The sequence below is a fragment of the Bdellovibrio sp. NC01 genome (genome assembly GCF_006874625.1).
Taxonomy (GTDB): domain Bacteria; phylum Bdellovibrionota; class Bdellovibrionia; order Bdellovibrionales; family Bdellovibrionaceae; genus Bdellovibrio.
The window spans coordinates 1,078,705-1,091,695 of record NZ_CP030034.1; the positions used below are offsets into that span (position 1 = coordinate 1,078,705).

9 protein-coding genes and 1 riboswitch are annotated in these 12,991 nt (G+C 45.0%); of the genes, 8 read left to right on the plus strand and 1 reads right to left on the minus strand.

The window, feature by feature from the left end; all coding sequences use genetic code 11:
* The first annotated feature begins 107 nt into the window (after positions 1–107).
* Positions 108–635, plus strand: coding sequence for a DUF3465 domain-containing protein (locus tag DOE51_RS05250; RefSeq protein ID WP_142695515.1), 528 nt, complete (start codon positions 108–110; stop codon positions 633–635).
* Positions 623–1,603, plus strand: a complete 981-nt coding sequence (locus DOE51_RS05255) for a YheT family hydrolase (RefSeq protein ID WP_142695516.1) — start codon at positions 623–625, stop codon at positions 1,601–1,603. Before DOE51_RS05250 ends, DOE51_RS05255 begins: the two co-directional genes overlap by 13 nt.
* Here DOE51_RS05255 and DOE51_RS05260 read toward each other — a convergent pair.
* Positions 1,585–2,382 carry a glycosyltransferase family 2 protein gene (locus DOE51_RS05260; protein ID WP_142695517.1) on the minus strand — a complete coding sequence of 266 codons (798 nt, stop codon included), beginning with the start codon at positions 2,380–2,382 and terminating at the stop codon, positions 1,585–1,587. The two genes, DOE51_RS05255 and DOE51_RS05260, sit on opposite strands and share 19 nt — an antisense overlap.
* Between DOE51_RS05260 and DOE51_RS05265 the strand changes: the two genes are divergently transcribed.
* The 6 genes from DOE51_RS05265 (at position 2,373) to DOE51_RS05290 (ending at position 12,921) form a co-directional block, all read left to right on the plus strand.
* Positions 2,373–3,896, plus strand: coding sequence for a flippase activity-associated protein Agl23 (locus DOE51_RS05265; RefSeq protein WP_142695518.1), 1,524 nt, complete (start codon positions 2,373–2,375; stop codon positions 3,894–3,896). The genes DOE51_RS05260 and DOE51_RS05265 overlap by 10 nt on opposite strands.
* Complete coding sequence (locus DOE51_RS05270; RefSeq protein WP_246845391.1) at positions 3,893–6,133, plus strand: transglycosylase SLT domain-containing protein; 2,241 nt, start codon at positions 3,893–3,895, stop codon at positions 6,131–6,133. Before DOE51_RS05265 ends, DOE51_RS05270 begins: the two co-directional genes overlap by 4 nt.
* Before the next feature lie 68 nt (positions 6,134–6,201).
* Complete coding sequence (locus tag DOE51_RS05275; protein ID WP_142695519.1) at positions 6,202–7,773, plus strand: LysM peptidoglycan-binding domain-containing protein; 1,572 nt, start codon at positions 6,202–6,204, stop codon at positions 7,771–7,773.
* Between the two features lie 150 nt (positions 7,774–7,923).
* Positions 7,924–9,546, plus strand: a complete 1,623-nt coding sequence (locus DOE51_RS05280) for a hypothetical protein (RefSeq protein WP_142695520.1) — start codon at positions 7,924–7,926, stop codon at positions 9,544–9,546.
* Positions 9,547–10,085: 539 nt separating this feature from the next.
* Positions 10,086–10,166, minus strand: a riboswitch (cyclic di-GMP riboswitch).
* Between the two features lie 399 nt (positions 10,167–10,565).
* On the plus strand, positions 10,566–11,219 hold the full coding sequence (locus DOE51_RS05285; protein ID WP_142695521.1) for a hemolysin III family protein: 654 nt from the start codon (positions 10,566–10,568) through the stop codon (positions 11,217–11,219).
* Positions 11,220–11,412: 193 nt separating this feature from the next.
* On the plus strand, positions 11,413–12,921 hold the full coding sequence (locus DOE51_RS05290) for a methyl-accepting chemotaxis protein (protein ID WP_142695522.1): 1,509 nt from the start codon (positions 11,413–11,415) through the stop codon (positions 12,919–12,921).
* Positions 12,922–12,991: the final 70 nt, after the last annotated feature.

Here is a 12,991-nt window from a genome sequence, read left to right on the forward strand (position 1 = left end):
CGCATCTATTCGTTTTACGAAATCCATTATTCATAACAGTATTATTATTTGTCTTTGTCCGCACATTTGATAAGACGTTGGCCATCACTCATCTGGAGGGGGATCCAATGAAAGTTTTGGGCAAAGTAGCGTTCCTAGTTCTGACTCTTACTCTGACAATTTCAACTGCGGAAGCGAAACGTAGATCGAACAATGAAGTTTACGATCCACGCACAAGCAACGAAGGTTTCCGTGATAAACACAACTATCCAAATGATGGCCAACAACAACAAGTCGTTGATTCATCTGCAGGTGATGCTGATATCGTAAGAGCTGTGAATGCTCAAAAACGAGTGAACTTCGTAGAAGGTTCGGGCATGGTTGTGATTAAAGTCTTGCCTGATGACAACGAAGGTTTGAAACACCAAAAATGGATCGTACGTCTTTCTAATGGCAAGCAAATGCAAGCTGTGTATAATTCAGATGAAGACTTGTGCCCACGTATTCCAATTAAAGTTGGCGACGTCGTAGCAATGGGTGGCATGTTCTTGTGGACGAACCAAGGTGGTTTGCTTCACTGGTTGCATCACGATCCGCGCGGTAATCGTCCAGACGGTTACGTGCAATTAAATGGAAAGTTCTATTGCAAAGACTAGATCTTATTTCATTACAAGCTCCGTTCTGGGCCGCTAGCGGTCACGGACAGACATTGTGGGGGCATTTTTTAAAATCCCCTATGCTTGATGAACTTGGACAAAATTTAGAAGTCGATCTTCCTGACGGGGATCGACTTTTTTGTTTTTATCATCAGGGCCATACGAATGTTGTGGTCAGTCTTTACCACGGTTTGAGTGGTGACGTTTACGCCGATTACATGCAAAGAACAGCGATCTTGTGTCGCAAGCTTGGGCACACCGTTGTTCTAGTGAATCATCGCGGTGCCGGTCACGGTGCTGCGCACGCGCGACATCCTTATCACTCGGGTCGCAGCGAAGATGTCTCTGAGGTTTTAAAAGTTCTTCGTCAAAAGTTTCCAGGCAAAAAACAGATCGCGATCGGCTATTCGATGAGTGCCAACATTTTGTTGTGCCTGGTCGGTGGTTACAAGGGTGACGAAAAACCTGATGGTGCAATCACGGTGAATGCGCCGCTGAACTTGTTGCAAGGTGCGAAACTTTTGAAAACAGGCTTGAATCGTATTTACGATATTCGTTTCGTGAATCGCTTGCGTGAAAATATTGAATACAAATATAAGAATGGTTTGATTTCCAAACGCTATGAAATTCCGCGTTTCGCTTCGATTTGGGATTTCGACAATATCTACACAGCAGACGCTGCGGGATTTAAAGATCGCGAAGATTATTATCAATCATGTTCTGCTAAATTTTATCTTTCCAATATCACGACACCGACCTACATGCTGACAGCCGCCGATGACCCCTTTGTATCAGTGGTCGATTATCGTGAAGCGGTTCTGCCAAAGAACGTGCACTTGCATATCGAAAACAGTGGTGGGCATTTGGGTTATCTGACAAGCAAGCCAACACCATTAGGATCAAATCGTTGGCTTGATTACTATTTGCATGAAGCAATTAACGGAATGACTCAGACGTTGGGAGTTTGAGTTTTCTCTGCCGAATCTGACTGGGCATTTGCTTGACGCATAAGATGCCAGCGCTCGATCCATGTGGAATAAGAATGCGACATCGCACCTGAATCAAAAATCGGGACTTCAATGACATTCAATTTATGAAAGCTTGGGCAGCGCTGCAAAGCCGGGCTTAAATACCAACCACGAACGGCCCCTAAGCTGATCTCGTGATAAATTTTCTGCCATGCTGTTTTCTTAATCGCCAAAACTTCACACAATGGATCTTGAATGGCTTCCGGCTCTTTGCTACGCATGATGTTGTTAAAGAAATGCTCTGTGCGCACGCGTGGACTTGCCGACGTCATGAACGGCGAATCTTTTTTGCTGTAGCGATTGCCCCAGGTGATGTCGACTTGCTCTTCAGTGATCAGATGCTGCCATAATTTAAACACATCGCCCAGAGGTGAGGCCATTTCTGCATTCACAATCAGCATCGCGGGAGCAGTCGCTTCCGAAAGCCCGCGGATCAGGCTTTTTGCGCGCCCTAGTTTTTTAGTGTTTTGTTTAATGACGATGCGTTCTTTTTCGGATGATAATGCACTTTCCTCTGTGATGGCTTGCAGGCTTAGTTTTGCACCTTTTTCGACTATCGCGATCACTTCATAGTTTACCGGGAATTTACCAAAGAAACTGCGCAAATCACGCATGAAGGTCTTTAGCAAATCCGCGTCTTTCGCAAGATAGATGATTAATGAGCAGTGAGGGGTTGACACAGTGGTTTCCATCCATACGATAAGTAACAATGAAATCATCTCAGGTCACGAAAATCTCTCAATATGGTCTTTGGCTTGTCATTCTTCTGTTGGCGTTGGTCAGTCGTTTCTATGATATCACGAATAAGCCACTGCATTTCGATGAAGGCATAAATGGTTGGTTCGTTTTGCAAATGGCGAAGATGGGTTTCTACAAATACGATCCGGTCAATTATCACGGGCCCATGTATTTCTATATGTTGCAGTTCTTCGAGTTTTTGTGGGGGCGTAGTATCGCAACCCTTCGAGCCTTGCCTGCGACATTCTCGGTTTTGGCGGTGATGATTTTTACCTTTAGCTTCCTTCGTTCGCGCGCTATGCAGTGGATCATGGTGGGCTTTGTGATGATCAGCCCGGCATTTCTATTTTTCGGCAGATCGGGAATTCATGAAATGCCGTTCGTATTTTTCCAATTGTTATTTGCATTGGGAATTTTGCGTTGGGGTGAAGAGCAAGATAATAAATCTTTAGATCTGTTGCTTGTTGGTTTATTTGGCATGATGACGCTGAAAGAGACCTGGGTTTTGACGGTTGCCTCATTCGTCGTCGGTATTTTGTTCTTAGGTCCCAAAGAGTGGCGTGAGCAATTGTCTTTTAAAAAATTGAAAGCGGCGTGGTCGCAAGGCACGACGGCGTTGCTCGTGTTTTTGCTGATTTTCTTTATCGCCTTTTTCACAGGTTTCTTGCGTAATCCTTCGGGCCTTTTTGATTTTGTAAAAGCCTTCTTGCCGTGGATGAAGACGGGTGTTGGCGAAACCGGGCACAACAAAGAATTCATGTATTGGCTTAAAACTCTGTTTGTTGCAGAGCCCTTGGTGCTGATCGGTGTTGTGATGGCGTTCGCGGGTTTGATGATGAAAGAAAGCGCACTGCGTTTGATGAGTGCCTATTCTTTGACGCTTTTATTGTTGTACTCGCTGATTCCTTACAAAACGGTGTGGTGCATTCTTTCGATTGTGTGGGGCTTTTATTTTGTCCTCGCCATGTGGTTGGTAAAAATCTTTACCATGAATCATCGCCCGGCGTTACGTTGGGTGGCGGTTGCGGTGGTGATTGCCGTTTTACCATTGCAAGTGCGTAGCGATTATTTGGGCGTTTATCGAAATCCGATCTCGATGGAACACCCTTACGTTTACGTGAATTCCACTTACGAGCAAAAGCATATTCAAGAACTGATTTTAGAGACGCTTAAAGCTCAGCCAAAGCTGCAAGACGAGCTTATTCAAGTCGGCATGAAGGAGCAATGGCCATGGCCGTGGGTTTTACGCTTCTTGCCGGGCGTTCGCTATGATCTGTGCGGAAAAAACTTAGTTGCAAATGCTCTGGTTTATTTTTGTGATATGAAAGATGCCACAGACGTGGAATCGCAGTTGGACCATCCTTACATGCGTATCACTATGCCGATGCGTCAATCGAAGGAGTTTTCTTTGGTCTACTTACGAAAAAATATCTTTGACGGAAAGTACGACGGACAGTACGACCTTGTTGGACCTGATGAGGGAGACAGCGAATGATTTCAGCACTTTTATTAAGCCTCATGACAGCTCATGCGGCGCCGGCTGCGCCATCGGCAGCATCATCGACGAAGCCTGTGCAAAAAGTTGATCTTGAAAAAGATTTGAAGTCATCAGGCTTCATCAATCTTTACGATACAGCGGCCATCAAAAAGGGCACAAAGCTTTCACCATTGGCACAACTAAAAAGTTATGAAATCCAATTGAAGTGGAGTCAGTGTTCTGAAGCCGCACCCAAAGTTTTCAATTCGCACAAAGACGTGCGCGGTTGGATCGCTTTGACGTGGTTGCACTGCTTGACTCAAGAAAAATCTGAAAACTCGGCGGCTGAAGAGCGCGCTTTGAAAGTCATCGCAAAAAATCCTGAACTTTTCAGAGACGGCCCGTGGGCCAATGATTTGTGGCAAGCGTGGGTTGCAAAAGAATTAGATCGTCTTGAAACAGCGGTGAAAGCGAAAAAGAAAGTCGATTCTGAAATTGAACTTCTTTTGGATAGTCCCAACGAATTAAGCAAAGAACAAAAGTCTGAAGCCTATCAATTGCTAGGTGATCTTGCGATTGCCCGCAATGACTACAAAGAAGCAAAATTCCTTTTTGAAGAAGCGCAATTTCAGAAAGATTCAAAATATATTTCGGATCGCCTGGAATTTTTGGCGAAGACTCAAGGTTTAACGACTCCGGCGAAAGCCACAACTTCAGGAATTGAAGCAGCGGGCGAGGATGGGAAACTTGAAGAGCGCATTCGTTTGTCACTGAAGCAAAACGATTTAATTCCAGCATTGAAAGATGTGATCGCGTTATTAAATCAATACCCAGCATCGCGTGCGGCTCGCCGTATGAAAGATAAGCCGCTTGAGATTTACAATTCTGCAAGCACAGAGGTGGTGCAACAAAAAGCACTTCATGAAATGCAAGATGCGGATGCTTCACGCCTTCTTGATTGGGCGCAAAACCTGCATCGTAAATTGGATTACGAGGGCGCGTTGGCTCTAGCGCAAAAAGCTTACGAAAAAAATCCGCAAGCTCCGACAGTGACAAGCAGCTTGTGGGTTGCAGGTCGTTCGGCGCATTTTTTGGGTAAGTATGATTTGGCTTTGGACCTTTACAGCAAGCTTTTCACTTACAATGCGGGCTCAGATGAAGCAGCGGAAGCGTTGTTCCGCTCCAGTTTGATTTATTATCGCAAAAAAGATTTTACAACGGCGTCAGCATTGCTTGAAAGATTGTTACAGCAATCGCGTGATCGTTACGATCTGAATGGTCAGTATTGGTTAGTGCGTGCGCTTGAGCAGTCGAATAAAGAGCGTGCTCAGAAAACCGCGCAAACTTTGATCGATAAATATCCATTTTCATACTACGGCATGCGTTTGCGTGCGGAAGCGAATGGTGGAAAGCTCGTGTGGCCGGAACAACCTGAAAAAGCTCCTGAGCTCGCAAATGAGCTTTATCTTGTTGGTGGTCAGAAAAAAGCATGGGCTCGTTTCAATACTTTGTCTGAAGCGGGATGGACGACAGAAGCTCACGCAGAAGTGCAAGAGGGTCCGTACATCAAAGATCCAACTTTGAAAGTGCGCTTTGCACAGAAGTTAGCGGAACGTCATCAATATTTCACTGCGATCAAAATGTTGAACGATGCTTTGGAAAATGATCCAACTTTGCGTCGCCAAGAATTTTTGAAAATCGGTTATCCGAATGTATTCGATTCTCTTTATGCGAAAGAATCTTCACGTTATGGCGTTGATGCGGTTTTGCTGAAAAGTCTGACTCGTCAGGAAAGTGGCTTTAATATGCGCGCAGTTTCAACTTCGAACGCATTGGGCTTGATGCAAATGATTCCGCCCACAGCGCAAGAAGTGTCGCGCAAATTGGGCATTCAAGTCAGTCTTCCAGACGATATGTTCCGTCCTGAAGTGAATATCCCGATGGGCTCGTTCTATGTTTCCCAGATGTTAGACCAGTTCCAAGGAAATGTGCCATTTGCACTCGCAGCTTATAATGCAGGACCCCATCGTTTGAAAACGTGGATGAGTGCGCGTGAAGAAGTGCAAGCTCTTGTCGCTCAACCCTCGAGTTCTCCAGAGAACGAGTTGTGGTTTGACGAGTTGCCTTGGAATGAGACGAGCTTCTATGTGAAGGCGATTTTGCGAAACGTCCTTATTTATCGCATGCTCGGAAAAGATTCTTACGCCGTTGGTCCAGTACTTTGGCAGGATTTGCTGTCTAAAAAGGCAAAATAAAGACGATGTTTTATTGAAAAAATGTCGTGAGTTTTGTAGCCTGAAATCTGTGTCACAGCGGAGGACTCATGAGGAGACTTTTAACATTGAGTGTGATCCTGGCCTTATTGGCAGGATGCGCCCACAAGGATTTGGGCAAAACTACAAACGCGGCGGACGCGGATGTCGAGATTAAGGACATTAGCTCGTTCCGTTTGTCAGACCCAGAAGGTCCTAAAGTTGTTGACCAAGAGTTGGAAACTATTCCGACTGAAGTTAATCCGCTTGTTGAAAAATGGATCACTTACTTCCAAGGCCGCGGTCGCGAGCACATGGAAAAATATCTAGCACGCTCTTCTCGTTATGAAAAATTGATGAAGAAGGTTTTGCGCGACAACGGTCTTCCTGAAGATCTTTTCTACATCGCTTTGATTGAATCTGGTTTTTCTTCAGCAGCAACGTCACATGCAGCAGCAGTGGGTTACTGGCAATTCATCCGTGGCACAGGTAAACGCTACGGTTTGGAAATCAGTCCGTTCGTGGATGAAAGACGTGACCCTGTATTCGCGACTCAAGCAGCTGCTGAATACTTCAAAGGTTTGTACAGCGTATTCGGTTCTTGGTATTTGGCGATGGCTTCATACAACGTTGGTGAAAACCGCGTAAAACGTGAAGTGATGAACCACTACACTCGTGATTTCTGGGAACTTGCTCGTAAGAACAGACTTCCAAAAGAAACTATCAACTACGTGCCGAAATTCATCGCTGCAAAGTTGATCGCAAAAGATCCAGCTAAATACGGCTTCGAAGACATCGATTATCTTCCACCTATCGAGTTCGATCACATCACTGTAGCTAAGGCGACAAACTTGCGCCAAATGGCAGAGAAAATGAATTTGAACTACGAGGACTTCAAAGCATTGAATCCTAAGTTCAAAGGTGAAGTAGCGACATTGAAGGGTAAAGAACTTGTTCTTCGTATCCCTCCAGGAACTAACGAAGCTGCGGTTGTTGCCGCTAACGAAGCAGCTGTAAGTGATGTTCAATTCATCGCTGACTCCGGTGACACACAAAAATATAAAATCCGTCGTGGCGATAACTTGAAAACAATCGCTCGTCGTTACCGTACTTCAGTGGCTTACCTTCGTGACCTGAACGACTTGCCTCGCAAAACTCGTTTGACTGTTGGTATGTCTATTTACGTTCCGGATCGTACTCCGCTAAAAGATCGTTCGGATCGTAAAACGACAGCAACACAAGTTGCGAAACGTGATGGTGGCAGAACTTCTCCGGCTCCAGCAGCTGTTGATACACAAGGTGGCCGTTTCCATATCGTGCAATCGGGTGACTCTTTGTTCACGATCGCACAGAAGTACTCAACAACAGTTTCTGAGCTTCAGTCTTTGAATAACATCAAACGCCGTAGCAAATTGAAATTGGGTATGAAGTTGAAACTGCCAGGTGCGAATTCTTCTTCATCTCGTGAAGTTGCGAAGAACAAAGTGCATGTCGTAAAAAAGGGCGAGAGCCTGACAGACATCGCATCGAAGTACAACGTGACACTGACGAAGCTTCAGGCTCGCAATAAAATTAGAAATCCTTCCTCGTTGCTGGTTGGCGCGAGAATCATGATTCCGGTCGCAGAAGCGAACGATAACTAAGAAAAAGCCCGAGAAATCGGGCTTTTGTCGTTTTAGGGGCAAAGATTTTTCTTCTTTGCCCACGTTCATTAAGTCTCACAAACAAATAACGGATTGCATTATGGAACACCCTTTGCTTGGTGCCTTTCTTGGGTAACCGGAGGGAACAAAATGCACCACCAAACTTTAATTAAACGCACAGGTTTGACTTTATTGTCAGTTCTATTTGCTGTGTCTTCTGCGCATGCGGAGCCGGCTGAAAACATCAAACAACAATTGGTTCGCACAGCTTCAAGCGGACAAGTTCTATCAACGAAACTTGTCGCAAACGCTTATCGCCAAGAGCCTTATCAAGACACATATACAGTGCAAGTGCCTTATCAAGCAGAGGAAACGTATTACGAAAGCGTTCCTTATCAAGATCAAGAAGCTTACACAGATTACGAAACGTACTATTCAAATGATTATGTCTGCCACGATTACACTGATTATGAACGTCAGTGCCGCACGGTTCGTGATTGCGACAATGTGCCAAACGTAGGTATCCAAAAAACTGCAAACAACAGCGATATTATTTCTCGTCCACGTGATCCAGGTGGCGATCCAGGCCCAGCACCATATCCAGGTAATGGCGGAGGAGGCGGTGGCGGTCCCATCACGCCAACTCCACGTCCACCAGTTTGCCGTGACAGACAAGAATGCTACAACGTCCCTGTAACAAGACAACGTTGTGGTTATGAATCCGTTCAGCATCAACGTGCCGTAACTAAATACAGAACAGTGACTCGTTACCGTCAGGAGGCTCGCACTCGCACTGTAACAAGATACCGTGATGAAGAAAGATGCTGCGTAACTCGTTACCACGATGTTTACGATCACCAATGGGGCGTGAACGTTCAAGTTCAATTCCCAGCAGGAACTGATTTGAATTCAGCAGAGCAAGAGAAATTCACAGTTGAATTAACTGGCACAGAAGCCGCACCAGATGCGAAGTTGACACCAGTAAGCACTATCTTCGGTTATAAAATCGCAGGTAAACAAGTCGATAAAGGAACTGTGACATTCTTGTTGGAACAAGTGGCTCGTTATAAAGCAGATGATTTGAAAGAAAAATCTTTGCAAAAATTCACAGCCGTTCCGTCACCAGCGGGCTTGATGTACAAATTCTACGATGACGCCATCTTACCACGCGTTAGCAGCCGTCACTTGATTGAAGTTCAAGAAGCAATCACTCACGCAGTTGTAACAACAACGGAAGCTCGTCCAAACGCACAACGTGAAGTGACGGGTGATGTGAACGTTCAGTGGGATTACACAAAAAATTACGAAGTCGTTTTGAAAGTACACCGCGAAGGTTCCGTGATCGAAAACGGTTCTGTTGATTTTGAAATTCGTCAACCATTGCAAATGGTCCTAGACATGTCTGCATTGAAAAACGAAAACAACATCACACCAAACCTAGTTGGTACTTTGAACAACACAGTAATCAAAGTAAAAGATGCGACAATCGCATACCCAACAGTTTCAACAAGATACTACATCACGTTGATCCGCAAAACGGTTCTAGGTAAAAACGCAGTCATCGCAGAAAAAGGCTTCTCAAGAACAAGCTTGAAAGCCGGCGACGACGGTTCATTCGCAATCAAAATTGCCGACATGGGCGCGAAGTCATCAGACATCAGCTCATACCTAAAATCAGGTTCAAAAGTACAAATCGTAGTCCAAGTAGACCGCGTAACATCTGACAACCAAAAAATCCAATTCTGGAAGTCAGCAACAGTTGAGCTAAAATAATTTCGATTCACCCCGGATCGAAAAGTCCAAAAGACCAAAAGCGGAGCAGACCCAAAACTGCTCCGCTTTTTTTCAGCGAGCGCAACAAGCGCAAGCCTACAATGCTCCAACCACGCCCAGCTAGCAATGCGACAAGCTCTTAGTTATTCCTAAAGTAAGCAGATCCACCGTCGATACCCAGCTGGCATTTTACATTTATCATTTCTATTTAAATTATTTGATCGAAGAGAAATTTTCGTAAGGACTTTGATTTGCCCTACCGAAGTGAGGCCTTCGTCGGCGCATGGATGCGCGAACCACAGCGAAGCTGTGGCGACGATGAGCCACGATGGCGTGCCGAACGAAGAGTAGGGTAAAGCAAAGGCCTTACGAAAATCCCCGAACCACGACCAACCAAAATTTTAAAGGAAGTAAGAAAAGAAAAATGTCAGCAAGGAATCGTCTGTGATAACTCGCTGACTAAGGGGAATGAAACCAATCCTTGTATGTATTGATACCTTCCATATGCACACCTCTGATTCCTCAGGTGACTCATGACCTTTGGCAACTGGCTGGCAACCTTGCGGTAAGCCCCTCTAGTTTTGCGCCCCACGATTTCCCGTGGTTTGCCTTGAGGCAAAGGAAGGATCTAAATCCTAACGAGTATAACCCTAGGAACCTCCTTTGAGTTATCTAATCAGATCCAACCAGTTCGTCGTTCTTTATAGAGGACCGAACCAAACTCCTCTGCGTAGTAATCCTGGTGACGCCTCGTCACTTCGGTGCTTCATCATGATGGTCGTGGATACGAAACTTCATCACTGTCCTCCTGTAGCTGGCCCTAAAGCATTCACTCTCCCAAGGAGAGTCTCCCGAGCCTTACTGGTTTCAACTCTTTCAGGATGCGCGAGGCTAAATTTATTTTCAAGAGGACGCATGTCGATTCTCAATTTACTTCATTTTTGCGTTTCCACTTGAGAAAACTCAGCGCAGTTTGTTTTAGGTTGAGTCGAAATGGGCCCGGGCGTATGTTTCACTTCATGTCATCAGTACCAAATATTCCTTTAGTGAAACCTCTTCTTCGTGGTCATTTTCACCAAGCTGCATTCTTTTATGCGTTGGGTGCCTGCACATTATTAATCGTTCAAGCAAATAGCGTGATGCAGTTACTGGCAGCGGTGATTTATTCACTCAGTCTGTGTGGCATGTTTGGAGTGAGTGCTCTTTATCATAGAAAAAATTGGCAGCCTGAAGCCCGCATGTGGATGAAGCGACTTGATCACTGTGCGATCTTCGTGTTGATCGCGGGAACGGGGACTCCGATTTGTATGTTGGCGATTGCAGATACAGGCGGTCGCACGTTGCTTGCGATTATTTGGGCGGCAGCGATTGTCGGTGTGTTGCAATCGTTGTTCTGGATCAAAGCACCGAAGTGGATCTCGGCTATCTTATATATAGTGATGGGATGGTTGGCAGTTCCTTATGTCAAAGAGATGTCGACCGCTTTGGGCTCTGCGAACATTGCGCTGATTCTTATCGGTGGTGTGGTTTACACTTTGGGTGCTGTGATTTACGCGTTGAAGAAGCCGAATCCTTCGCCGAAATATTTTGGCTATCATGAAATCTTTCACGTCCTTGTGATTGTCGCAGCGGTTTTACATTTTATTGTCGTGGCTCAACTTATTATTAAGTAAGTTCAGACACGGACTCGCGTCCTTGTTATGAAATAAATAAATTTTCAGTGTGTCTTACATTGAGATAAAAATTTTGATCTTCAAGAGCCCATGTAAATCTGAAAGTAAAGTTAGAAAACTTTTTTGAGACAAATGTTTTCTTGATTATCGCAAAAGTGAAGTTCTGTTTTATCGTGAGTTTCAGAGGTACTTTATGAAACTTGCACGTTGGCTCCAAGGTATCCGCGGAAAGCTCGTCCTTTTAGCGATTATTCCTTTACTTAGTTTTGCCTATCTTTTCTATAAATCAGATCAAGGTATCACGAAACTTAAAGCATCTAATGAAAAAGCAAATCAGGTGCGTGGTCCGTCGCTCAACTACGCGGGACGTATGGCGACTGACTGCGAGGCGATGCAGAAGCATTTACTGACAGCGATCTTAGATACAGATGTTTCACAACGGAATAAAGAGCTCGACAGTCTTGAAGCCGATGAGGCGTCTTTCGAAGAAGCTTATGAAGGTTATGAAAAGATTCCGCATCAGGCTTCCACGGCAGAGAAATTTAAGCAGGTCGAAGAGGACTGGCCAAAGATGCAAACGATGATCACAGAGGTGATCAAAGAATTGAAAGCGGGCCAAGTCGATAAAGCCGAGGAACTGGCATTAGGTGACTTCCGTAAAGTTTCTAACGAAGTTTCAGACGACTTATTAGACCTTTCAAATACGCGCGTGCAGATGATGGCAGCTAGCACCAAAGAAGATGCGGAAATGGCAGCACACGTGGAAAGACAATTAGAAGAAGGCGCTATTATCGGCTTCTTATTAGTGGTGGGTCTTTCGATCTTCCTGATCAAAGAGCTTACGTCATCACTTGAAACTTCAATCACGAAGCTTTCAAAAAGTTCTGAAGACATGGCTATGGCCAGTGAACAGTTATTCGCAAGTAGCGAGCAATCGTCACAAGGTTCTACAGAGGCGGCAGCTTCAATTGAAGAAACTGTTGCGGCACTACATGAAATCACGTCGATGGTGCAAAAGAATTCCGATGCCAGTGTGAAAACGGTCAGCATTTCCAAACAGGCATTGTCACGCACCGAAGAAGGCGAAAAAGACGTTGATCATTTGGCGGATTCAATTCGCGAGATTTCAAAAAGCTCGCAGAAAATTAAAGACATTATTCAAGTGATGGACGATATCGCTTTCCAAACAAATATCTTGGCACTGAATGCGGCGATCGAAGCGGCCCGCGCAGGGCAGGCGGGGAAAGGTTTTTCTATCGTTGCAACTTCGATGCAGGAACTGGCACAGAAAAGTGCAAGCTCAGCGAAAGACGTAGCGGACTTGATTCATGTTAGTGTTCAACAAGTTGAAGACGGTGTGAAGATCGCAGAAGAAACGGGCGTGAAGTTTAAAGAGATTCACGACTGTGTTCGCCAAGTATCTGCGATGAGTGAAGAGGTTGCACACGCAAGCCAACAACAATCCACAGGCTTGCAGCAGATCAATCAGGCGATGACTCAATTAGATACAGCAACGCAAATGAACTCCGCTTCGTCGGAAGAGGTTTCTGCTTCCGCCGAAGACTTAACAAGATTTGCACAATCAATGCAAACCGTGGTTGGAGATCTGCGTATCGTTTTGGATGGGCGTATGGGACAGGCGCACCAGAATGTTGCTGAGATCATTCCGTTAGTTCGGAAACCTAAAAGTCAGGCAGCTTAGTATATAAATAAAAATTTTTTATAAACAATTGCTTCATTAACTTTTGTAAAACGGCGCCGATAGGCATTCG

Excerpts from the sequence above, each read along its gene's own strand:
- DOE51_RS05260 (WP_142695517.1), bottom strand. The coding sequence starts at position 2,382 with ATGATTTCATTGTTACTTATCGTATGGATGGAAACCACTGTGTCAACC.
- DOE51_RS05275 (WP_142695519.1), top strand. The coding sequence starts at position 6,202 with ATGAGGAGACTTTTAACATTGAGTGTGATCCTGGCCTTATTGGCAGGA.
- DOE51_RS05250 (WP_142695515.1), top strand. The coding sequence starts at position 108 with ATGAAAGTTTTGGGCAAAGTAGCGTTCCTAGTTCTGACTCTTACTCTG.
- DOE51_RS05280 (WP_142695520.1), top strand. The coding sequence starts at position 7,924 with ATGCACCACCAAACTTTAATTAAACGCACAGGTTTGACTTTATTGTCA.
- DOE51_RS05270 (WP_246845391.1), top strand. The coding sequence starts at position 3,893 with ATGATTTCAGCACTTTTATTAAGCCTCATGACAGCTCATGCGGCGCCG.
- DOE51_RS05290 (WP_142695522.1), top strand. The coding sequence starts at position 11,413 with ATGAAACTTGCACGTTGGCTCCAAGGTATCCGCGGAAAGCTCGTCCTT.
- DOE51_RS05265 (WP_142695518.1), top strand. The coding sequence starts at position 2,373 with ATGAAATCATCTCAGGTCACGAAAATCTCTCAATATGGTCTTTGGCTT.
- DOE51_RS05285 (WP_142695521.1), top strand. The coding sequence starts at position 10,566 with ATGTCATCAGTACCAAATATTCCTTTAGTGAAACCTCTTCTTCGTGGT.